At 64.6% G+C, this 21,736-nt stretch carries 18 protein-coding genes and 1 tRNA gene; 3 read left to right on the forward strand and 16 right to left on the reverse strand.

Annotated features, from left to right (window positions below):
* Window positions 1-4: 4 nt before the first annotated feature.
* The 3 genes from KDJ86_RS12255 to KDJ86_RS12265 all read right to left on the reverse strand — a co-directional run bounded on the left by KDJ86_RS12255 (window position 5) and on the right by KDJ86_RS12265 (window position 1,787).
* Window positions 5-877, reverse strand: a complete 873-nt coding sequence (locus KDJ86_RS12255; protein WP_291746105.1) for an NAD-dependent epimerase/dehydratase family protein — start codon at window positions 875-877, stop codon at window positions 5-7.
* Window positions 878-1,005: 128 nt separating this feature from the next.
* Window positions 1,006-1,440 carry a phage holin family protein gene (locus tag KDJ86_RS12260; protein WP_291746021.1) on the reverse strand — a complete coding sequence of 145 codons (435 nt, stop codon included), beginning with the start codon at window positions 1,438-1,440 and terminating at the stop codon, window positions 1,006-1,008.
* Between the two features lie 5 nt (window positions 1,441-1,445).
* Window positions 1,446-1,787 carry an ElaB/YgaM/YqjD family protein gene (locus tag KDJ86_RS12265; protein WP_291746026.1) on the reverse strand — a complete coding sequence of 114 codons (342 nt, stop codon included), beginning with the start codon at window positions 1,785-1,787 and terminating at the stop codon, window positions 1,446-1,448.
* 229 nt (window positions 1,788-2,016) lie between these two features.
* Between KDJ86_RS12265 and KDJ86_RS12270 the strand changes: the two genes are divergently transcribed.
* Window positions 2,017-3,738, forward strand: a complete 1,722-nt coding sequence (locus tag KDJ86_RS12270) for an IlvD/Edd family dehydratase (protein WP_291746029.1) — start codon at window positions 2,017-2,019, stop codon at window positions 3,736-3,738.
* 106 nt (window positions 3,739-3,844) lie between these two features.
* Window positions 3,845-3,934, forward strand: a tRNA-Ser gene (locus KDJ86_RS12275).
* A gap of 449 nt (window positions 3,935-4,383) precedes the next feature.
* Here the strand turns inward: KDJ86_RS12275 and KDJ86_RS12285 are convergent.
* From KDJ86_RS12285 to KDJ86_RS12315, 7 genes are all read right to left on the reverse strand, one after another.
* Window positions 4,384-5,313, reverse strand: coding sequence for a uroporphyrinogen decarboxylase family protein (locus tag KDJ86_RS12285; RefSeq protein ID WP_291746031.1), 930 nt, complete (start codon window positions 5,311-5,313; stop codon window positions 4,384-4,386).
* A gap of 35 nt (window positions 5,314-5,348) precedes the next feature.
* Window positions 5,349-6,059: an ABC transporter ATP-binding protein gene (locus KDJ86_RS12290; protein ID WP_291746034.1), complete on the reverse strand. Its 711-nt coding sequence runs from the start codon at window positions 6,057-6,059 to the stop codon at window positions 5,349-5,351.
* Window positions 6,043-6,828: an ABC transporter ATP-binding protein gene (locus KDJ86_RS12295; protein WP_291746038.1), complete on the reverse strand. Its 786-nt coding sequence runs from the start codon at window positions 6,826-6,828 to the stop codon at window positions 6,043-6,045. The genes KDJ86_RS12290 and KDJ86_RS12295 overlap by 17 nt, the downstream gene beginning before the upstream one ends.
* Complete coding sequence (locus tag KDJ86_RS12300) at window positions 6,828-7,838, reverse strand: branched-chain amino acid ABC transporter permease (RefSeq protein WP_291746041.1); 1,011 nt, start codon at window positions 7,836-7,838, stop codon at window positions 6,828-6,830. Before KDJ86_RS12300 ends, KDJ86_RS12295 begins: the two co-directional genes overlap by 1 nt.
* On the reverse strand, window positions 7,838-8,728 hold the full coding sequence (locus KDJ86_RS12305) for a branched-chain amino acid ABC transporter permease (protein ID WP_291746043.1): 891 nt from the start codon (window positions 8,726-8,728) through the stop codon (window positions 7,838-7,840). The genes KDJ86_RS12300 and KDJ86_RS12305 overlap by 1 nt, the downstream gene beginning before the upstream one ends.
* A 55-nt stretch (window positions 8,729-8,783) precedes the next feature.
* Window positions 8,784-9,932, reverse strand: coding sequence for an ABC transporter substrate-binding protein (locus tag KDJ86_RS12310; protein ID WP_291746046.1), 1,149 nt, complete (start codon window positions 9,930-9,932; stop codon window positions 8,784-8,786).
* Window positions 9,933-10,027: 95 nt separating this feature from the next.
* Window positions 10,028-11,518: an aminotransferase class V-fold PLP-dependent enzyme gene (locus KDJ86_RS12315; RefSeq protein ID WP_291746049.1), complete on the reverse strand. Its 1,491-nt coding sequence runs from the start codon at window positions 11,516-11,518 to the stop codon at window positions 10,028-10,030.
* Window positions 11,519-11,638: 120 nt separating this feature from the next.
* On the opposite strand from KDJ86_RS12315, the gene KDJ86_RS12320 reads away from it, so the two are divergent.
* Window positions 11,639-12,112, forward strand: coding sequence for an Lrp/AsnC family transcriptional regulator (locus KDJ86_RS12320; protein ID WP_291746052.1), 474 nt, complete (start codon window positions 11,639-11,641; stop codon window positions 12,110-12,112).
* Window positions 12,113-12,188: 76 nt separating this feature from the next.
* Here the strand turns inward: KDJ86_RS12320 and KDJ86_RS12325 are convergent, their stop codons facing one another.
* The 6 genes from KDJ86_RS12325 to KDJ86_RS12350 all read right to left on the reverse strand — a co-directional run bounded on the left by KDJ86_RS12325 (window position 12,189) and on the right by KDJ86_RS12350 (window position 21,637).
* Entirely contained in the window at window positions 12,189-13,661 is a 1,473-nt protein-coding gene (locus KDJ86_RS12325) for a Ppx/GppA phosphatase family protein (protein ID WP_291746055.1), read from the reverse strand.
* 322 nt (window positions 13,662-13,983) lie between these two features.
* On the reverse strand, window positions 13,984-14,259 hold the full coding sequence (locus KDJ86_RS12330) for a metal-sensitive transcriptional regulator (protein WP_291746059.1): 276 nt from the start codon (window positions 14,257-14,259) through the stop codon (window positions 13,984-13,986).
* 148 nt (window positions 14,260-14,407) lie between these two features.
* Window positions 14,408-16,567, reverse strand: a complete 2,160-nt coding sequence (locus KDJ86_RS12335; RefSeq protein ID WP_291746062.1) for a N,N-dimethylformamidase beta subunit family domain-containing protein — start codon at window positions 16,565-16,567, stop codon at window positions 14,408-14,410.
* 51 nt (window positions 16,568-16,618) lie between these two features.
* Window positions 16,619-17,677, reverse strand: coding sequence for a LacI family DNA-binding transcriptional regulator (locus KDJ86_RS12340; RefSeq protein ID WP_291746065.1), 1,059 nt, complete (start codon window positions 17,675-17,677; stop codon window positions 16,619-16,621).
* Window positions 17,678-17,734: 57 nt separating this feature from the next.
* Window positions 17,735-19,501: a hydantoinase B/oxoprolinase family protein gene (locus tag KDJ86_RS12345; RefSeq protein WP_291746068.1), complete on the reverse strand. Its 1,767-nt coding sequence runs from the start codon at window positions 19,499-19,501 to the stop codon at window positions 17,735-17,737.
* Complete coding sequence (locus tag KDJ86_RS12350) at window positions 19,502-21,637, reverse strand: hydantoinase/oxoprolinase family protein (RefSeq protein WP_291746071.1); 2,136 nt, start codon at window positions 21,635-21,637, stop codon at window positions 19,502-19,504.
* Window positions 21,638-21,736: the final 99 nt, after the last annotated feature.

Below are 21,736 nucleotides of genomic sequence, written 5' to 3' on the forward strand. Positions count from 1 at the left end.
GCAGTCAGGCTTTGATCTGATCGCGCCAGGGATATTGCGGCTCGTAGCCGAGCAGGCGCCGCGCCTTGTCGATCGAGATCAGGGACTCGTTGCCCTCGATCGCCCGCTTGCGCTCGGTATTCGGGAATACCTCGTCGAGGAGGGCGTCGTTGGCGCGGCTCATCACCGACTGGGCGTTGGCGATGCCGAAGACCTCCGCCCCCTTGATGTCGGACTCGAGCGCGAGGCGGATCGCCTGGGAACCGTCCCGGGCGTCGATATAGGTCCACAGGTTGAAATGCCGCGACCGCGGGTCGGCATCGAAGCCGGGGAAATTCTCGTAATCCTGCGGCTCCATGACATTCGAGAAACGCAGGCCGATGATCTTCATCTCCGGGTCCCAGCGGCAGAACTGCTCGGCCATCTTCTCCCCCATCAATTTCGACAGGGAATAGGCGGTCTCCGGCCGTTCGACCCCTTCGTCGACCGGAACATAGGCAGGTCCGTTCGGATAGGGGATGCCGAACACGGTCTCACTCGACGCCCAGACGACATTCCTGATGCCGAGCTGCCGCGCCGCCTCGAAGACGTTATAGGTCGACACCGTATTCGTCTGGAAGGTAACGTGGTTGGTCGCCTGCCCCGGCGCGGCGATTGCCGCCAGGTGGACGACCCCGGTCACTTTCTCGACCCGTTCGTCGATCATCGACAGGGCGGCCATCGCCTGGCCGAAATCGGTGACATCGGCGCGGCTGAAGGTAACGTCGCCCGGCAGCGGCGGATTGTGCTGTCCCGGCGGCGGCGTCATGTCCACTGACGTGACCGTGTAGCCATGGTCCATCAGATCCTTGACGCAGGCCCGGCCGAGCTTGCCGCTTCCTCCCGTAACCACAATCATCTCGGTCAATCGCTCCGGCATTGCTATGGAAATCCGGGCAAGACGGCGCCCGCCAGACTGATAGCCCATACCGACCATCCAGGGGAAGGTCGGCGCGCTCCGTCGACGGCCGGGCGCGTTGGATCCGGTCAGCGGCGGAACATCTGCCGCGCCATCAGGAACCCGACCAGCGCCACCACCCCGAGGGAACCGAGTGCCGAACCGGCGGGCGGCTCCTGCCCGCTCTCCCGGGACTCGCCGTCGAGGGCCGCGGCGAGCGGCGAGGCCTCGGGCCGGCGGCGGCGTTGGCCGCCGCCCATCGACACCCGCCAGATGACGTAGACGATCACGGCAAGGACGAGGAAGCCGAGCGCGATATAGCCGAGGGCCGGCACGGCGCCGATCTCGCCCGCCAGCCAGACGGTGAAGGCGGCGAGCGCGAAGCCGAAGGCCAACACCGCCAGGATTGCCAACGCGGCGCCGAAGGCGGCGTTCCTGACCGCCCGCGCGACCGCGGCCTTGACCTCATGCCGGGCCAGGCGCGCGCCGAGTTCGGCAGCCTTCAGGATTCCGGCGAGCTTCATGGCGGCTAACGGCGGCTCAGCAGCCCCACCGCGAATCCGACGCCCAGCGCGATCAGCACCGAGGTGAAGGGATTCTGGGTGATCTTGACCTCCACCTCATCGATCTTGTTCGACGCCTGGCGGGCGGCGGCATGAAGCGCGTCGCTCCCCATGTCCGTCGCGTCCTTCAGCACCTGCTCACCGAGATGGCCCGCCTGTTTCCTCGTCTCGTCGAACTTCTTCTTCAGCGAGGACTGGATCCCCGACGTATCGGCGACCAGGGTCTTCACCGTCTCCGTGAGTGCCGAGATATCGGCGCGGATCTGGTCGAGATTGTCCGACAACTCCTTGTCCGCATTCGATGCCATGACCGTCTCCCTCTTTTCCCGTCGAACGGCCTGGAAGGCTCCGCTCGTCAGGTATTCAAACACGATAATAGCCCGAAATGTTCGGCAAAGCTTTAACACCCCTCGGGCGCGGCGGGTCGGCGCGCCGGATATGGGCGGGAGAGCCATCCCGGGAATGGGCCATCGACAGCTATTTCGTCATGACCTATGACGGTTGCACCATGCTCGACCTCACCCCGGCACACCGCGGATGACCGACGCCCCTTCCGGCATGAGGAAAGGCCTCGCCAATTACGGCGATGCTGAATTCTCGCTCTTCCTGAGGAAGGCTTTCATCAAGGCGATGGGCTATTCGGATTCGGCCCTCGACCGGCCGATCGTCGGGATCACCAATACCTTCTCCGGCTACAACGCCTGCCACCGCAACGTTCCCGACCTGATCGAGGCGATCAAGCGCGGTGTCATGCTCGCCGGCGGGCTGCCGATCGAGTTCCCGATCGTCTCGATCCACGAATCCTTCTCCCACCCGACGTCCATGTTCCTCCGCAACCTGATGGCGATGGACGCCGAGGAGATGATCCGCGCCCAGCCGATGGATTCGGTGGTTCTGATCGGCGGCTGCGACAAGACGGTGCCGGCCCTCCTCATGGCGGCGGCCAGTGTCGACCTGCCGGCGATCATGGAGGTCACCGGCCCGATGATCACCGGCAGCTATCGCGGCGAGCGCCTCGGCGCCTGCACGGACTGCCGCCGTTTCTGGGCGATGCACCGGGCCGGAACGGTCAGCGGGGCCGAAACCGAGGAGATCAGCGGCAAGCTCGCGCCGGGGCCCGGCACCTGCATGGTGATGGGGACCGCAAGCACCATGGCGCTGGTCACCGAGGCGCTCGGCATGATGCTGCCGGGTGGCGCGGCGATTCCGGCGGTCAACGCCGACCGGCTTCGCCATGCCGAGGCGACAGGTGCGCGCGCGGTTGCGCTCGCGGCCGAAAAGCTGAAGCCCAGCGACATCATGACCGAGGCCGCCTTTGGCAACGCGCTGCGCGTCCTCCAGGCGATCGGAGGCTCGACCAACGGCCTGGTCCACCTGACGGCCATTGCCGGACGGCTCGGCATCGACATCGATCTCGGCGCGTTCGACCGGATGGGCAAGGAGACGCCGGTGCTGGTCGACCTCAAGCCGTCGGGCCAGCATTATATGGAAGACCTTGAGAAGGCCGGTGGATTGACCCCGGTCATCCGCGAGATCGAGGCGATGCTCGATACGGGTTGCCGGACCGTCAGCGGCCGGACGCTCGGCGAGAATATCGCCGACGCTCCCGTCCCATGGCCGCAGGACGTCGTCCGGCCGCTCGCCGAGCCGATCCACCAGGGCGGCGGCATCCGCGTCCTCGGTGGCAACCTCGCGCCGAACGGCGCGATCATCAAGCAGGCTGCGGCGACCGCCTCCCTCCTCAAGCATGCCGGCCGCGCCGTCGTCTTCGATTCCCTCCGCGACCTCGCCGAACGGATCGACTCACCCGACCTCGACGTCGCTCCCGACGATATTCTGGTCCTCCGCAACGCCGGCCCGAAGGGCGCGCCGGGCATGCCGGAGGCGGGCTACATCCCGATCCCGAAGAAGCTCGCCGCCGCCGGCGTCAAGGACATGGTCCGGATTTCCGATGCCCGGATGAGCGGCACCGCCTTCGGCACCATCGTCCTCCATATCAGCCCGGAAGCGGCGGTCGGCGGGCCGCTGGCGCTGGTCGAGGACGGCGACCAGATATCCCTCGACGTGGCGGCCGGCCGCATCGAGCTCCTGGTCCGGGAGGCGACGCTCGCCGAAAGGCGGGCGAACTGGCGGCCGCCGGAAATTCCCGGCTCCGGCCGCGGCTATCTCAGGCTCTATCTCGACCAGGTGCTCCAGGCGGAAGACGGCTGCGACTTCGATTTCCTGAGAAAGACGCCGCGGCGAACCGACACCGCCTGAGCCGCCGGAAGACGGATTTGCTTATCCTTCCCACAGCCACCATCTGATGCTTGTTCCGACCGGTGGCCCTCGTGTATGGTCCGCCGCGCCGAACAGGCCACATGATGGAGAGGTGCCGGAGTGGTCGAACGGGGCGGTCTCGAAAACCGTTGAGCGCGCGAGCGTTCCCAGGGTTCGAATCCCTGTCTCTCCGCCATGCCTTTTCGCCCTCCTCGATGCCTCCCGGCGATTTGACACCATTCGCCAACAAGGCTGTGATTCCGGCGTAGCAGCAGGATTTCGGTTTCAGGTTCGGCGTTGCGGAGGGGAGCGGACACGCCAAAGCTGCGGATCGGGATTTCTGCGGTGATAAAGCCGATCCCGCCTTACACAATGAGGTGTGGCCGCAAAGGTCCCGAAATCCGCGACAGTTTTGCTTTCGGGCTCGGCGACACCCCTTGTTCAGTGCCGGACAGTCCAGGGATCGATGACCGGAACACCTGCCGCATCGAAGGCGCTGACATCGGGTGTCGCAACGGTGAAACCATGGGCCGTTGCGATGGCGGCGATATAGCCGGACGGACTCGGATCATCCCCTCATCGCCCCTGTCCAGATTCCCCGACCGCCGCCGGGATGCGGCGGTCGGTATCGTCCATGCCGCAGCTTCAGTCGGCCTTGTCCGCGAGGATCCGGATAAGATGCGCGGGCGTATAAACCGGAATCGTGCAACCGGGGGCGAGGATCAGCCCGCGCTCGCCGCAGGTGGCAAGGGTATCGCGGATCTGCGTGCGCAACTCGTCGGGCGTCATGTCAGCAATGCGGCTTTCGTCCACACCGCCGATCACGCCCTTGCCGGTCGCCTCACGGATCGCACCAAGAGACGGGTTGCCCGCCAGCTTGTCTGAAACGCTGAACACCTCGACGGGGTAATCCGCGAAACGATCCAGCGAAATTGGCGCGCCGTGCAGATGGATGAGACGCACCATGCCGGCCATCGCCTCGAGCATCTCCATCTCGAAAGGTCGCATGAAGAGCTCGTAGGTGTCGTCATCCGCGTGCAAGGGCGAGCCGGGCTGATTGCCGCTGTTGACACTAAAGAAGATGCCATCGCATCCCGCCTCGCGCAGCGCAGCCATGAAGGCGCACATGCTCTCGCCCACCGCTCGCAGCATCCGCAGCGTTTCCTCTGGATGCGCCTTGAGGATCGGGATGCAAGCCATCCCCGCGCGCCGGACTACCTGCCGCCACGGATCGAAGGTGGTGAACAGGATTGGCATGCCCGGTCCATAGTGCTCGCGCAGCATCTTCAAGCAAATGATCTCTTCGGCAAACATATAATCAGTCATCGGCGCCGGTTCGAAGCGATCTATGTCTTCGGGGCCTCGGATTGTCTCGACGCCATCGGGAAATGGGTAGTGAAAATCGTTCACAACCTTAAGAATATCCCAGTCGTATTCGTCCTGATAGATGATGTGCCGCCGCGCATGTTCCGCCCCGCCCAGGGTCTCGGTCATGTAATGGGTCCAGCAGGTGCGCGGCACCCGGTCCACTGCTTCACCCGCAACCGCCGCGCGGAATCGTTCCTGCCTGTCCATTTCCGTCTCCATTCTTTTGATTGTTGTTTCAGATGCTACGCGATGCCGAGATATGCTTTCTGCATCAGCGGATTTTCCAGCAGCGCCGCTGCCCTGTCGGCGATCACCACCACCCCGGTCTGCAGCACGTATCCCCGCGACGCGATCGACAGCGCCACATTGGCGTTCTGTTCGACCAGGAGGATCGACAGCCCTTCGCTCTGATTGAGATTGACGATCAGGTCGAAGATCGTGCGCACATATTTTGGCGAAAGGCCCATCGAAGGCTCGTCCATTATGAGCAGTTTCGGTCGAGCCATAAGGGCGCGCGCCATGGCGACCATCTGCTGCTCTCCGCCCGACAGTGTTCCTGCCGCCTGCCCGGCGCGGGACGCCGTGACCGGAAATATCTCGGCCATCTTGGCGATATCCTCGGCGATCCCCTTGCTATCGCGTCGGCGCCAGGCGCCCATCATCAGATTTTCACGCACGGTCAGTTGCGGGAACATGCGCCGGCGCTCCAGAACCGGTGCGATGCCCGCATCGACAATCTGGGACGGCCGTTTGCCGATAAGGCGCTCTCCGCGAAAGACTATGTCGCCGCTGCGCGGCTTCACCCAGCCCAGGATGGACTTCATCGTCGTGGATTTGCCGCAGGCGTTGCCCCCCAGGAGCGCGACGATCTCCCCCTCGCCCACGCTCAGCGACACGCCGCGCAAGGCGTGGACGGAGCCGTACCAGGTATTGACGTCATTCAATTCCAGCATTCTCTCTCTGCCCCAGATAAGCCTCAATCACCTCGGGGTTCTCTGTCACGTCTGCCGGCGCGCCTTCGGCGATCTTCTCGCCATGGTCGAGCACGACAACCCGGTCCGAGACGCTCATCACCAGCCGCATCTTGTGTTCGACAACCAGCAGTGTGTAGCCCAGGTCGCGCAGGCGAAAGATCAGATCGACGATGCCTTGCGTCTCATGCGGATTCATTCCCGCCGTAGGCTCGTCCAGAAGGATGAGCTTTGGCTGGCCGATCAGACAGCGCGCTATCTCCACGCGTCGCTGATTGGCATAGGACAGCACCTTCACCTTCTGGTCGACGCGCGGCAGCAGCCGCTCTTCGAACTGTTCGAGCACCTCGATGACGCGCGCCCGCGCCGCGCGCTCTTCCTCGCGCTGCCAGGACGGACGCAGGATGCCGCTGACAATACCGCTTCGGGTGGTCAGGTGGGCACCAACCAACACGTTCTCCATCACGGTCATATCGCGAAAGAGGCGGATATGCTGGAAGGTGCGACGGATGCCGGTCCCGGCGATTTGATGCGGTGGCAAGTGCGTTATGTCTTGACCCAGAAAACTCACCTTTCCACCGCTGGCCGCAGCGGTGCCGGTGATGCAGTTGAACAGGGTCGTCTTCCCGGCGCCGTTGGGGCCGATCAGGCTGACGATCTCGCCCTCGTCAACCTGCATCGACACATCTTGCACCGCTCTAACGCCGCCATAGTCCTTGCAAAGGCCGCCGATCTCGAGAAAACCGGCCATTACATGGCCTCTGGCGGCAGGAAGACGTCACCGCGATAGGCTTTTCTCTGCCGCCGATCGAACAGCCGCAGCCGCAGGTCGTAGTGATGCCCGCCGAATAATCCCTGCGGCCGCACCTGCATGACGATGATCAGCACCAGCCCGTAAAGCAGCATCCGGTATTCAGACACCGCGCGGAACAGTTCGGGAATGGCGATCAGGATCGCCGCGCCCACGATGGGACCGATCATGTTTCCCGATCCGCCAAGCGCGAGAATGGCAAGCAGAATGAAGCTCTCCAGCATGGTGAAGCTGTCAGGGCTTATGTAGCGAACGGAATGCGCATAACACGCCCCTGCAATCCCCGCGTAGAAGGCCGAGATCACGAAGGCCTGCACCTTGTAGCGGGTGACGTTCACGCCCATTGCGGCGGCGGCAAGCTGATCCTCGCGGATCGCCACCAGTGCCCGCCCGAAGCGCGAATTCACCAGCCGTGCCATGGTGAAAACCACCACCGCGACGACGGCGAGAACGAAGAAGTAATTCTCGATCCGCGTGTCGACCTCCCAACCAAAGACACTTGGCCGCGGTATGTCCTTGATGCCGAGTGGTCCCCCGGTGAACCCGTTCCAGTTCAGCAGAACCAGCCAGACGATGATGTTGAAACCCAGTGTTGCGAGGGCGAGATAGATCCCCTCGAGCCGGAGCGTCGGTCGCCCCAGCGCCCAACCGAAGGCACCGGCCACCAGCCCGGCGGCCAGGAACGCGACTTCGAACGGCGCGCCCATATCCACCGTCAGCATCGCCGACGTATAGGCGCCGATCCCGTAAAATCCCGCATGGCCGATGGCGATGAGGCCGATATAGCCGTTCAACAGGTTCAGGCTCTGCGCGAGGATCACGTAGATCCCGATGAAAATCATGATCTGCAGGACATACTGGTTCGAGATCACGAAGGGCGCGGCGACCAGCGCGGCGAGAAACAGGATTAGCGGGCTGTTCTCAAGCGCATTCTTGACAATCTGCGGCATCAGTCGCCCCGTGCGCCCTTGAGCTGGCCACCGCCGAACAGACCCTGCGGACGGATCAGCAGAACGGCGAACATGAAGACAAACGCGATCAGGTGGCGGAAATTTGAGTTGACGAAGTCCACCGAAAACACCTCGACCACCCCGATCAGCAGTCCCGCCAGGATCGCTCCGGGCATCGAGGCCAGCCCGCCAATCACCGCCGCGCTGAACGCCTTGAGGCCCAGCATTACGCCCATCGTCGGGTAGAAGAGGTTGTAGTAGAAGCCGATCAGCACGCCCGCGATCCCGCCCATCATCGATCCGAAGGCAAAAGTAATGGTGAAGATGCGGTTGACATCGACGCCCATGGCCATCGCAGCTTCATGGTCCTGCGCCGTGGCGCGGATTGCGGTTCCCAGGCGGCTGTACCGGAAGAAGAGGAAGGTCGCAGCCATGATCAGAAGCGCGACCATCAGGACGGAGAGTTGCAGGTACGAAACATAGACTTCGCCGATGCGGATTTCGGAAAAGGCCAGTCCCTCGATCTGGCGCATCGGGATGGATTCTACTTCGGCGCCAAAGATCAGCCGCGCAAGCTGCGTCAGCACGACGGAAAAGCCGATGGTCACCAGCAGCGACGAGAAGTGAGGCGCGTTCCGCAGGCGCCTGAAGGCAACGATTTCTATCAGCGCCCCGAGCAGGAAGGTGGCAACCACTGCGGCGATGAGTGCCAGGACAAGGTTGTCCTGCAGGTGGGTGAAGACCACGAACCCGGCATAGGCGCCGACCATGAAAACCTCGCCATGCGCAAAGGTGACCATGCGCAGCACGCCGAAGATGATGGTGAAGCCCAGTGCAAGCAGCGCATAGATGCTGCCCTGCGTGAGGCCGTTGACCAGCTGCTCGAACATCGCCTTGTCTTTTATCGATTTCGGGCGGCGGTTTTGGCCGCCGCCCGGATTCGGATCACTCGGACATCACCCATTCGCCATCGCGCACGACGGTACGGTTATAGGTTTTCACCGGATCACGCGAAGCGGTGTAGTCGAAACCGCCCGTGACACCCACGAAGTCGCTCAACTGGAAGATCGCGGGCGCGACGGCGGACCGTTTTCCACCCGCGGCGCTGGCACCTTGCAGCGCCAGCAGGCCGGCATCGTAGCCGAGTGCCGCGAAGAGATTAGGCGTCTTTTCGTACTTGGCCACATAGGCGTCCGTGAATGCCTTCGACACCGGATCGGGATTTTCCGGAAAATAGAGTGCGACGCCCGCAATGCCCTCGGCGGCGGAGCCCGCCAGCTCAAGCAATTCGGGAGATCGCGGCGCGCCGGAGTTCAAGAACTGCGTCTGCAGCCGCGCGCGACGCGACTGGGCCAGGATTGCGCCCGTTTCGGCGGAATGTCCGGCGATGAAGACGGCGTCAGGCCCCATATTCTTGATCTTGGTCACGACGGCGGCAAAGTCCTTTTCGCCCGGCGTGATGCCTTCTTCGGTCAGCACGTCGGCACCCAGGGCTTTGACCTCGTCGGCAAATGAGGCGCTGGCCTGCACCCCCCAGTCGTCGTTGGTATAGATCGTGGCGATCTTCTGCTTTCCCATGTCCTGCACTGCCCAACGGGCGAGATACTGGCTTTCCGCCTTCTGGATCGCCATGACGCGCACCATGTTGTCGCCCAGGCCTGAAAAGTCAGGGTGGGACGCGGTTGGCGAAATCTGCGCCATGCCCGCCGCCTCGTAGACCGGAGCAGCTGCCATCGAGGCCGAGGACGTGAAATCGCCGATCTCAAGCAGGATCTCATCATTGGCGACGAAGCGCTCCGCCACCAGCACCGCCTCGCGCGGGTCGCCGCGACTATCCTCGATCACAAGCTCGACCATCTTGCCGTCCAAGCCGCCTTTCGCGTTGGCCTGGTCGATAGCCAATTCAATCCCGTTTCTGATGAAGCTGCCAAACTCGGCCATGTCGCCGGTGATCGGCAGCGAGACACCGAATTTCACGGTCTCTTGCGCATGGCTCCCGTTTGGCGCCAGGCTCGCCGCAACGGCCAGAACCGCCGCCGCGAATGCCGACAGCCCGCCTCGCCGTCCAATGGAAGACGTTTCGAATCGTTTCATCCCGATGTCCCTTTCTTGCAACATTACAAAAGCGTTAGTGCACTAATCGGATCAGTTCGATCCGTCGTTAAATGAGTCGGACCGGTCGATAGCACCTAGACAGCCGGCGCCATCACATCAACCGATTCCGCAACGATTGGGCTTTTGCCGGCCGCTTTGGCCGTATAGCGGGCATTTTTTTGGTCAACTTCGTACAGCCGCTCGAAACTTGACACCTGCTTGGCCAGGGCCGCGACCGACTCAATGATGTAATCCGCCTTCTGGTCTGTCAGCAGCGGCGAGAAATTAAGCCGCACCCATCCTGGCTTCGATGCCTCGATTCCCAGGTCGATGTCGGACAGGATCCGCTTCGAAGCTTTCCGGTCTATCCCCAGGAGCCTATGCGCGTACGCGCCGGCGCAGGAACAGCCTCCCCGCGCTTGAATTCCGCAAAGGTCGCTCAACATCCTGGTAAACAACTGATGATGGACGAGCCGTCCCGTCGCATCGCGCACGCGGAACGAAAATATCGGCAGAGCATCTGAGAAACCGGTACCGCCGAGAATCTCGATTTCGGGTATTCGGGCCCATTCATGTTCGGCCTTCTGCCGCATGGCGGCCTGCCGCGACAAGAGCCAATCGATGCCCAGCTTCTCCTTGACCATCAGCACCATCGCGGCGCGAATATCGCCGAGCACGTTCGGAGTTCCCGCTTCTTCGCGGTCACAAAGCCGCGCCGAATACCGGTGGTCCCACGGCGACAGATACGAAACCGTGCCACCGCCCGGCTGCGTCGGCGTCGTGCGCCGGACAAGGTCGTCGCGAACGATCAGAACGCCGGACGCACCAGGCCCACCAACGAATTTGTGGGCAGAGAAAACCATGGCGTCCTTTTCGACACCGCCCTTTCCGATCGTCATTGGAAGGTACGGCGCAGCACAGGCGTAGTCCCAGACGGAAAGCGCCTTGTAGCTGCGCAGGAGCCTTGTGACCTCGTCGGTATCGGTAAGCTTGCCGGTCACATTGGAAGCGGCTGAAAAGGACCCGACGATGACGTCGGAGCCGGCCGATGCACGAAGTCGCGCTTCAAGGTCGCTAAGACTGGGGCCGCCTGAGGGCGCTTCTTCAATCTCCACAACATCTGCACCGGTCTCACGCCAGGGAAGGATATTTGAGTGGTGTTCATACGGCCCAATCAGAACCGTGGCCCGGCCTCCGTTCCTGACGAGAGCCTCGATATCGAGCAACCTGACAAGACGGTTCAACCCTGAGGTCGCACCCGAACCGGAAAAGATGGTGCTGTGCGCCTGCCCGACATCGAGCAAACGCGAGATTCTTGAACGCGCCTCCTCACGAAGCGAGGTGCAAAACTCGCCCACGAACGATGCCCGCGAATGGGTGTTCGCGTAAAACGGAAGGATGCGAGAAGACACAACTTCTTCGATCAGGGTCAGCGCCCGACCGGATGCCACATAGTCCGCATATACGAGGGGCTTTGGGCCGAACGGGCCATCCAGCGTCGCATCGTCGCCAATGATGCCGGCGCGAACCCGATCGACGATATCTGGCTGATCGAGCAGATCCTCCAATGCGGAAAAAGGCGACATCTTACCGTGCACTCCTTGTCGGATTAAGAATGATGATAACAAGGATTTTTGGTGAAATGTTCATCATATTCACACGGGAATTGTTTGACATTCTATCATTTGAACGACATATTCTGCCAAATGGATAAGATTGATATTCGTATCCTCGAGCAGCTGATGCTCGATTCATCGCAATCTCAACGGCAGCTCGCCGAGCGGGTCGGGCTGTCGCAGAATTCCTGCTGGCGGAGGTTGAAAGCGATTGAGTCGTCCGGCGTGATCCGGGGACGGACCATCCTGCTCAATCGGGAGAAGCTCGGCGCCGGGCTCGTTGTTTTCGCGATGGTGCGAACCCGGCATCACTCCGCGGACTGGTTGAACCGATTCCGCCAAAGCATCTCTGTGATCCCGGAAGTCGTTGACTTTTATCGCATAGGTGGGGACTACGATTATCTGCTGAAGATCATCACTAGTACTATGGCAAGCTACGACGCTGTTTATCAGGACATCATTTCTCGCGTCGAGCTTGAGACGGTTACATCCTACTTCGCCATGGAATCGATCGTCGAGCAGCGGCCGATTTCGCTGTCGTCATTGGCCCGGAAGGATCGCTGATGACTTGGCGCGGATTCGAGAGGAGGCGGCAGTTCGCGTGACGGTCAACGGAGGTGGGGATGCGCCGCCGGGGGTCTCAGGACTTCGCGGCCGGGACGCCTCCCGAGACGATCTCCGCGCCGGCGACGCCCGCGGCATCCGCCAATTGTCGCAGCCGGCTCTGGGTTGCATCGCTGTCCGGAACACTTTCGGGATTCAGGACTTCCAGCCGCACCGCGTCCGCCTCTATCCGTAAATTCGCCTGTCGCAATATCTCCGGCACGCTCGCCGAAAAGCGGTGCCCGAGCAGCATGGCCCGCCCGAGGATCTCGGCGCGTCGAAGCTCGCTGGGGCTGAGCAGCTCACGTGTCGCCGACTTCACCGCGTCATCGACCTTTCCGCCGTAGCGCGCGAGGATTGCGACGGCAAGGAATGCGCGTTCGGGGTGGGAGATGCCGATGAACGGGAATTGCAGGATGCGCAGGAAGCTCTCGATGGCGCGGACCTTGGGATGGTCTCGCCAGGACATGTCGGTCAGGGCGCAGGCCGCGAGCCTGAGGCGACGTTCGCTCTGCGCCTCGCCCGGAAACAGGCCCTCGGTCCAATCGCCGAGCGCCTTGCTGAATTCGGGCACACGCGCTGTCGGAAGGCCGATGGCTTGCGCTCCTTCGAGGAGCGGATCGCGGTACTGCTCCTTCTGATCGAGCTGGCAATAGAGCCATCCCTCCCGCAGGCCATAGGCCGAGAACACGACACGGTCGGGCTTCAGGTTTCGCAGCACCCGCGACATGACGAGCGCCGATGCCGGTAACGTGTCGATGCGACGGCCCGGAACGTCCGGAAGGTCGGCAACCTGCTCCGGCGACATACGGGCGATCTTCTTGGCGAGCGCGCGAGCCTCGTTGGCCGGCATCTCGTAGCCGTGGACGACATTGACCGGAAGCCCGTGCATCGCGATATGCACGCGGGCAAGCGCCCGCCAGCCGCCGCCGATCGCATAGAAGACCGGATCGGTCAGAAGGGGCGGAAGGTTCTGTTGAAGAAGCGCATCGATCTTCTTCTTTGCCGTATCGACATTCTCCGTCATCAGCTTCTTCACGGGCAGGGTCCCGAGCGGCATGCTGGTCATGCGTTCGCCGACGTGATCGCCAACGACCTCGGCCACCTCGAGGCTGCCGCCGCCGATATCGCCGACCAGGCCTCTGGGCTGGAAGAAGCCGGAGATAACCCCGTAGGAGGTGTAGGTCGCCTCCTCCTCGCCCGACAGGACCCTCGTCTCGAGGCCCGTCCTCTCGCGAATGGTCTCGACGAGGGTGGAGCCGTTCAGGGCGCGCCGCGTCGCCTCTGTCGCCAGCGCGTCGATACGGCGGACGTTCATCGCCTTCGCGGCGGCGTGGAAACGCGCGATGGCATGGACCGCGGCCGAGATGGCTTCGTCGGACAGGTTGCCATCTTCGTCCAGGCCGGCGCTAAGCGTACAGAGGGCCTTTTCGTTGAACCGGGGAAACGGCGCGCGACTCAAATCGTCATAGACAACCAGGCGGATCGAATTGGATCCGATGTCGATCACCGCATAGTGATCCTGCTGCCGGCCGAGTATTCGTTTGGTATCGATTTCGATTATTCGTGGTTCGGTATTTCTTTTCGAGGGTTGACCGATGGCCATTGTCACCTGCCAGCGTTGGTGGTCTCCGACGTGGGATATCGGGTCCGCGCGCCGCCTATTGTCTATACAAGCGCCTGAACTCTGTGCGGTAGCATCATAGAATAGAGTGGAGCATGATCCAGCGACTCTTCCGAACAGGTCCCGAACCGGTCGGAAAGGGTCTGACGATACGCGCGGGTGGAGCTTTCAGGAGACCCGTCGATGCGGATCCGCGATTCTTCACCGGTCAGCGCGAGGTTCGGGCGATGACGTCCATCAGTTCGGCGATCTTCTGCTGCTGGTCGTCTTCGTCGCCGCTTCTTATCGCGCCGGTCACGCAGTGCGCGACATGGTCCTTCAGGATCTCGTCTTCGGCCCTGCGCAGCGCGGCCCGCACCGCCGAGACCTGGGTCACGATATCGATGCAGTACCGGTCCTCGGCCACCATCTTCGAGAGGCCCCTGATCTGCCCCTCGATCCGGCCGAGTCGCTTCAACACCGCCTGTTTCGTGTCGTCCTGCATGCTCGAGACGTACCCCCACGGGGTATGAAGGTCAATCCGAATAGCCCTGATCCACGCCCGGTCCGCCAGCCCTCGTTCCGGCCTGCCGTTCCCTCCGACGGGCGACGTCCGCACGTGTCCCGTCGCGCGGGGCACCCTGGTTCTGTCTTCATTCCCGCGGCGCTCCCGGAAGCCGCCCGCCGAGAAACGCATCAATGACATTGGCGGTGATCCGCGAGGTATCGCTGTCATATCCGGACGCCGACAGGGTTGCCGACCAGGTGATCGAACCGGCTGAGAAGACAGCGCCCCCGTGCGGACCATGCATGAACAGGATATCCGACTGGACACCCGATTGCGCGTTGGAGCCGCCCATCCAGGGGTGAATCTGGGGGAAGCATTCGATCGCCGCCTGATAGGCGTCGGTGAAGCCCCTGGTCGAAGCGAGAACGACCGCGTGCGGCGGTGTCCCGATCCGGGTGTCGGCCTTGTCGACCTCGAAGCCCGCCGCGCCGTGACCGAGGACCAGCGATGGACCGGCACCCACCACATCGCCTTCGACGCCGGCGAAGATCCAGGCATGGACATCGGCGAAGCTCGCTTCCGTCCGGTGATAGGCCGCGCCACGGTCGAAGCCCTGGCCGGTGAAGGCGATGCCGACGCGGTTGTTCGGCTGCCGGCCGCGATCCCGCCACAGGCCGCCCCGCTCGCCGGAAACGCTGACCGTCTCCTCGCCGGCTTCCCCGGCCCAGGTGCGCGTCCCGGAATAGCGCCGGACCTCGATGACGTCGGGCTCGTCCTCGGCGACTCCGGTGACCCAGTAGAAGCCGTTGCCGCCGAGATAGAGGAAGCGCCCGCCGCGATCGAGCCAGTCGTCCCGCGCGTCCAGCATCCGCGCCGTCCAGTATTCCGGATGGCTGCCGGTGACCACGACCCGGTGGCGATCGAGGACCGAAGCGCCCTCGGCGTGAAGCAGGTCGTCGGTGATGACGTCGAAGGCGTAGTCCTTCTCGGTCAGCCAGTCGATCAGGTGGAGGTCGGCGGCGAACTGATGCGGCGCGTCGAAGGTGCGGCAGCGCGCCTTCGGGCGGAAATCGATGATCGGCCGGCGCCTTGACCCATAGGCGATGCCGCTGCCGTCGCGATGGTTGTCATAGAGGCTTTTCAGGCCATTCTCGGCGACATAGGCGTAGCGCTCCGGCGTGATGGTCATGTCCTGGCGCGGCGAGACCTGCACGGAGTCGCTGACATCGAGGGATTCGTTCGCATAGGCGAGATAGCTCATCGTCGGCATCAGCACCGCCAGAGGCGCGGCGTCCCCCTCCGCCTTTGGCGGACAGACGAAGAATGGCAGATGCTCCTCGTCCTCGCCGGTGCGCAGGCGAAGCGCATAGACGCCCGAGCGGAGATCGGCGGGGACGGCGAATTCATGGCTCACCGGCCAGCCGACATCGGCGACGTCGTCGTCATGGAAATGGATGGCGTCATGCGTCTCGGGCAGCGGCGTCGTCGAATTGGTCGCTCCCGGCCAGCCGGGGCCGGTCATCAGCCGCGACGGCCGGTTCACGGTGCGGCCGTCGGCGCCGCCGCAAACCCCCGCGATCGTCGCCTCGCCCGCATGCTGGAAGAAATCCCACGCCGCGAGCGTCGCCCCGTCCGGGCCAACGATCCGGGGCCGCGCGATCTTGCCGTTGAAGACCTCGCGCGGGTGCGGCCCGTCCGGCGTCTCCTCGAGCCTGCCGGCCGCGAAGACCAGCCGCCCGTCGCCGGCGGCGATCGGTGCCGCGAGCGTCACTTCGCCGCCGTCGGGATTCACGGATTCCGGCAGCCAGATTCCGGGCTCGACGCTCAGTGCCACCGTCCCGGCCGAGCGCGAGACCGTGACCGTCGCGCGATACCATTGTTTGGGCGCGAGGGCGCGCGAGGACCGCAGCATGGTCCCCTCCCCGTCGACCTCAAGATGACCGTCGGCGCCGAGGAACAGCCCAAAAGCCGAAGCGTCGCCGGAGGCCCAGACCATGATCCCCTGCCGGGCGGGCCCGGGCAGGGTCGACCAGATCCAGGCATCGATCGAGAAATCGCCCCCGGGCATCGCCTGGGCGACAAGGCCATAGGAGCCCTTGCGGATCGTGCGCGGCGCCCCCGGATGGGGGCCGTCGAGCGCGCTCTCGATCTCCGCTTCCCGGAAGCCCGGTCCATGTGGATTCTCGTCGCCGTGGATGAGCCGCACCAGTTGCGCCTCATAGCTCGGCGCGACGCTGTGGACATGGAAGGTCATCGTCTCGCCGGGTCGCACCGACCATCGATCACTGTAGCCCGTCAGTTTCATGGTCACGGTTCTCCGAGGATCAACTGCCGCGCATCGGGATGCGCGCGGCGATCATAACGTCTCCCGGCACATCCGGATGGTCACGCCTTCGGCCGGCACCACCGGCAGGACCTGCTTCGTCGTCTCGAAGCCTTCGCCGTCGATCCGGCTCAGCAACCCTACCGCCGCGGCTTCGCCAAGCGCATAGGCCGGTGAACGCATGCTCGATATCAACGGTCCGGAGAACTGGCGAAACGGGAAAGCGTTGAAGCCGGTGACCATCAGGTCGTCGGGAACCACGAGCCCTCGCTGCATGGCCGCGTGGATCGCGGCGATACCGATCTGGTCGTTGGCTCCGACCACCGCATCCGGCACGCCGCGGCGCTCGAAGGCGGCGAGGATGGTTGCGATGCTGCCCTGGAAATCGGCTTCGTTGCATCCGATCCGCATTACCTTCGCGCGCCTGCGCGCCGCGGCGCGCACGCCCGCCTCGCGGCGCTCCACTGCCGGCCAGAGGTGATCCGGCGCGGCAAAGAGCAGCGTGCGGGCCCCCGCCGCGATCACCTGCTCGGTGATCATCCGCGCGCCCGTCTCGTCGTCCTGGATGAAACAGCATGTGTCGGCGAGGCCGGCCATGTCGTCCTGGATGATCGCCAGCGGATGGTGCAGCCGCTCGAGGAGCCGGTAGACTTCCTCGCGCCCGGGGCGCGGACCGGATGCCATCACCGCGAGGCCGTCGACATTCGAGGCATGGGTGAGCAGCGCCTTCAGACCGTCGACGTCGGTGACCCCGTTGACCATAAGTCCGTAGCCGGCCGCGGCGAGGCGATTGCTCATCCCCGCCGCGACTTCGGTGACGTAGGGATCGTCGAGGAAACGACGGTCGGGGCGGACGATGGTCAGGCCGATCGCGTATTCGCGCTGCATGCGCAAGCCCCGGGCGCTGCGCTGCGGCCGGTAGCCGAGCTTGTCGATCGCGGCGAGGATACGGACTCGTGTCTGCTCCGAAACCCGCGCCGTCCGCTCGTTGATGACGTTGGAAACCGTCATCATCGATACGTCCGCATAGGCGGCGACGTCCCGCAGCGTCGGCGGGCGTCCCCGCTGTGGGCGCGACCGGTCCGCTTTCATCGACAGACTGCCTCCTGATCGGCCCCGGCCTTGCCGCTCCATTGCCCGCGACGCAAATCAGGCCGGCCGGACGTCGTTGCGTAGCAGCGCCGTCCTCTCCGCGTCGAGGTCGAGCGCCGCGGTCAGTGCGACGCGATAGACGCTCTCGGCCCTTTCCCGGCTGACCCATCCCTCGCGGACGTCGCTCACGACCCGCTCCGGGGCTCGCTCCGCCGGCGGCCCGTAACCACCACCGCCGCAGCTGATCGACACCATCGCCTGGTCGGGACCGATCACCACCTCGGCACATCCCGGCACCGGCTCCAGCGTGCCGTCGGCGAGCTTGCGGAATTGCGACGAAGGCCCGCCATGGCGGCCGCCACGCGTGCCGGCGGCGGGATTGGCGTTGCCGTCGCTGACATAGGCGACGGTCATCTCGCAGCCGAGCGGCGAGAATTCCGAATAGGCGCCAAGCGCCCCGCGAAACCGGCCGGCGCCTTCGGTGTCCGGCATCAGCCGCCGTTCGTGAACGAGGATCGGATGCCGCAGCTCGTCGATCTCGATCGAATCCTGGTAGCACATGCCGGCATTGCCGACATGGAGGATGGTCAGCCAGCCGTCGGTCGTCGGCGTGCCGGCGCCGCCGGTGCAGCCGAGATAGACCTCGTTGACGAAGGGCTCGCCGTCATGGATGCCCGAGATCACCCCGGACGATGGCGGAATCACCGCCCCGGTCTCCGCCATGCCGAGGCCGTCGGCGAGTTCGGCGATCGCGCACTGCACCGGGTTGGCGACGCGGTCGGCGAGATTGGTCGTCGCCACCGAGCATGAGGTCGGATGGAACGGCCGCCCGACCGCGCAGCCGTCCCGCAGGTGAACCCTGATCCGGCGGAAACTGCCCTCGTTCTTCGGAACCGTATGGTCGATAGAATTGAAGATGCCGACCATCGGCGCCGAGAGCGCGCAACCTTCGGACAGGTTGATGCCGTTTTCCATACAGTCCGGATTGTCGCGAAGGTCGACCTCGATCATCGCGTTGTCCGGCTGGACGTCGACCGTCACCTTGATCTCGACGCCATCGGCGGGCGTCGCCGGGAACGGGTCGTGGCGGCTCTTGCGGGTGATCGTTCCCTTCGGCATCGCCCGGATCACGTCGACCATCCGCTGTTCGCTGTAGTCGAACCAGGCCCTGCAATAGGCTTCCAGCGCTTCCCAGCCGACCTCGCGCCCGAGCGCGAGGATTTCCCGCTCGCCCACCCGCGCCGCTCCAAGCGTCGCGAGATAGTCGCCCCACCACTGGTCAGGCACCCGGATCCGCATCCGGCACATCCGCACCAGGTCCATGTTGTGCTGGTAGTCGCTCTGGATCTTCACTGCCGGGAAGATCAGCGCCCCCTCGCCGTAGACGTCCTTGGCTGCGCCCATATAGGTGGTCGGCAGCGCGTTGCCGCAGTCGGCCTGATGGCCCTTGGCCAGCACCGTGAAGCGGTGGATGCCGTCGTCGTCGATCACCGGGATCAGGATCGAATGGTCGGCCGGATGGGTGCATCCGTGATAGGGCGAGTTGTGCAGATAGGCGTCACCCCGCCGCAGCTCCGGATGGTTGTCGGTCATCGTCCGGCACATGATCTCCGGCCCGCGGAGCACATGGATCGGCAGGCTGTCGGACGCCGTCAGCAGCTCGTGGTTGGCGGTCAGGATCACGCAGGAGAAGTCGCGCGCGATCGTCAGGATGCCGGATCGGCCGGTGCGGTGGAGGGTATTGGCCATCTTGCGGGCGATGCCCTCGAAGCGGGCGGTCAGCACCGCCATCTGGACGCCGCCGATTGTCGGGCTCTGTTCCATTCACGGCTCCTGGCTGTCGAGGTCGATGACGAGGGTGCCCATCGCGTCGCGTCGGGCGGTGGTGCCGGGGTCGATGACGACGGAGGTGAAATCGGACTCGACCACCGCCGGACCGACGATCGTGTCGGCTTCGGCCAATGCCTCGAAGCGGTGCACCGCCGTATCGGTCCAGCCAGGCCCGGCGAAATAGACCCGGCGCCGCGCCAGCGGCTCGAACGACGCCGGAACGCGGATTCGCCCCGGCCGGTCCGCGCCGATCTTGCAGCGGACGGTGGCATTCCAGCCGACCGTCTCGATCGCCGAGGTCGGATCGTCGACCGCGAAGATCTCGCGGTGCGTCTTGTGGAAATCCTCGACCAGCGCCGCGACATCCTCTGGAACACGGAACCGGCCGGCCCGGAGGGGCACCTCGATCTCCCATGCCTGGTCCGGATAGCGCGCCTCGGTCGACCAGTCGATCTCGACCGCCGCGGGGTCCGTGCCCGTGGTTGTCGCGAAGCCGCGGCACCGGCTTTCGAGATCGTCGAGCACCGCGTTGACGCCGTCCATGTCGAAGGCGCGGCTGTCGGTGTGGAACATCGCCTGGTGGTGGGCCATCAGGTCGGAGACCAGCGCGCCGGCGGCGGCGAGCACCGCACCGGTCTCGGGCACCAGCACCGTGTGGCAGCCGAGCCGCAGCCCGATCGCGACGGCATTGATACCGGCCGCGCCGCCACCGGCGACGAAGGCCGCATGAGCAGGATCGATGCCCTGGTTGACGGTGATCCCCATGATCGCCTGGACCATGGTCTCCGTCGCCAGCCCGACGATCGCCGACGCCGCCTCCTCGACCGAAAGACCCAGCGGCTCCGCGACCTCGCGACGGACCGCCGCGACGGCGGCGTCGCGGTCGAGCTCCATCCGTCCGCCGAGGAAGAAGGAGGCATCGATGAATCCGAGGATGACCGACGCGTCGGTGACCGTCGGCCGGATCCCGCCCTGGCCATAGGCGACCGGTCCCGGCACCGCGCCGGCGCTGATCGGCCCGACATGGAGAAGCCCGCCGCTGTCGACCCAGGCGATCGAGCCGCCCCCGGCACCGATGCTCTTGGTATCGACCGAGGGCATGCCGGTCATGTGGCTCGACAGCGGACGCCCCAGCCAGGTCTCGCGCGTCCGTGGAATCCGCCCTGCCCGGACCAGCGAGACGTCGAAGGTGGTCCCTCCGGTATCGCCGACGATCAGCGTTTCGGAGGCGGCGTCACCCGCGTAGGCGCGGGCGCCGACCGGTCCCATGCTCGGGCCCGAGTTGATCAGGTGCACCGGCGCCCGGGCGACATCGGCCGCGTCCATGACACCGCCCTGCGACGTGACGACGAGCAGCCGCCCCTTGAAGCCGGCGCTTGCCAGCCGCTCCCCGAGGCCGCTCATATAGGCGCCCATGATCGGCTTCAGCGATGCGTCGAGGCAGGTCGACATCGCCCGCCGGTATTCGCGAATCGACGGGTTGATGCGATGCGAGAGGGTGTAGGGGACGCCCGGAAGATGCGCCTCGATCAGCCTGCCGATCGCCAGCTCATGCGCCGGGTTGACGATCGACCAGAGCAGGCTGACGGCGATCGCCTCCACCCCGTCATCTCCCAGCCGTTTCAACAGGTCGACCACCTCGGCCTCGTCGAGGGCGACATGGACCGACCCGTCCCGGAGCACCCGCTCGCCCACCTCATGGGTCAGCGCCTTCGGAATGAACGGCTCGGGATAGGGCACCGTGAAGTTGAACGCCTCCTGCCGGCCGCCTTCGCGAAAGACCAGCGTGTCGGGATGCCCGCTCGTCGTCAGCAGCGCGGTGCGCGCCGTCCGGCCGGTGACGATGGCGTTGATCGCATGGGTCGTGCCGTGAACCATGGACTCGGCCCGGCCGAGATAGGCCTCGAGGCTTTCCCCGGCGTCGCTCGCGGCGATCGCCAATGCGTCGAGCACGCCGGCCGCCGGGTCCTCGGGAGTCGTCGCTGCCTTGTAGATGCCGACGCTGCCCTGCGCCTCGCCGACGATCAGGTCCGTGAAGGTGCCACCGGTATCGACCGCGAAACGCAGCGCCCTGCCGGAAGGATCGGCCGGGGCGGAACGGGATGGGTCGCTGGTCTCGGCGTCGATCACGAAACGCGGTCTCCGGTTGGTTGGTCGGCGATCGGCTGGCAGGAACCTCACTCACATCTGGTCGAAGGGCCCGCCATGGGCATCCGGGACGCTCATCGG

Source organism: Bauldia sp. (assembly GCF_020442045.1).
Lineage (GTDB): Bacteria > Pseudomonadota > Alphaproteobacteria > Rhizobiales > Kaistiaceae > Bauldia.

Excerpts from the sequence above, each read along its gene's own strand:
- KDJ86_RS12345 (WP_291746068.1), bottom strand. The coding sequence starts at position 19,501 with ATGGAACAGAGCCCGACAATCGGCGGCGTCCAGATGGCGGTGCTGACC.
- KDJ86_RS12340 (WP_291746065.1), bottom strand. The coding sequence starts at position 17,677 with ATGAAAGCGGACCGGTCGCGCCCACAGCGGGGACGCCCGCCGACGCTG.
- KDJ86_RS12320 (WP_291746052.1), top strand. The coding sequence starts at position 11,639 with ATGGATAAGATTGATATTCGTATCCTCGAGCAGCTGATGCTCGATTCA.
- KDJ86_RS12295 (WP_291746038.1), bottom strand. The coding sequence starts at position 6,828 with ATGGCCGGTTTTCTCGAGATCGGCGGCCTTTGCAAGGACTATGGCGGC.
- KDJ86_RS12290 (WP_291746034.1), bottom strand. The coding sequence starts at position 6,059 with ATGCTGGAATTGAATGACGTCAATACCTGGTACGGCTCCGTCCACGCC.
- KDJ86_RS12260 (WP_291746021.1), bottom strand. The coding sequence starts at position 1,440 with ATGAAGCTCGCCGGAATCCTGAAGGCTGCCGAACTCGGCGCGCGCCTG.
- KDJ86_RS12255 (WP_291746105.1), bottom strand. The coding sequence starts at position 877 with ATGATTGTGGTTACGGGAGGAAGCGGCAAGCTCGGCCGGGCCTGCGTC.
- KDJ86_RS12315 (WP_291746049.1), bottom strand. The coding sequence starts at position 11,518 with ATGTCGCCTTTTTCCGCATTGGAGGATCTGCTCGATCAGCCAGATATC.
- KDJ86_RS12310 (WP_291746046.1), bottom strand. The coding sequence starts at position 9,932 with ATGAAACGATTCGAAACGTCTTCCATTGGACGGCGAGGCGGGCTGTCG.
- KDJ86_RS12270 (WP_291746029.1), top strand. The coding sequence starts at position 2,017 with ATGACCGACGCCCCTTCCGGCATGAGGAAAGGCCTCGCCAATTACGGC.
- KDJ86_RS12330 (WP_291746059.1), bottom strand. The coding sequence starts at position 14,259 with ATGCAGGACGACACGAAACAGGCGGTGTTGAAGCGACTCGGCCGGATC.
- KDJ86_RS12285 (WP_291746031.1), bottom strand. The coding sequence starts at position 5,313 with ATGGACAGGCAGGAACGATTCCGCGCGGCGGTTGCGGGTGAAGCAGTG.
- KDJ86_RS12305 (WP_291746043.1), bottom strand. The coding sequence starts at position 8,728 with ATGTTCGAGCAGCTGGTCAACGGCCTCACGCAGGGCAGCATCTATGCG.
- KDJ86_RS12300 (WP_291746041.1), bottom strand. The coding sequence starts at position 7,838 with ATGCCGCAGATTGTCAAGAATGCGCTTGAGAACAGCCCGCTAATCCTG.
- KDJ86_RS12335 (WP_291746062.1), bottom strand. The coding sequence starts at position 16,567 with ATGAAACTGACGGGCTACAGTGATCGATGGTCGGTGCGACCCGGCGAG.
- KDJ86_RS12265 (WP_291746026.1), bottom strand. The coding sequence starts at position 1,787 with ATGGCATCGAATGCGGACAAGGAGTTGTCGGACAATCTCGACCAGATC.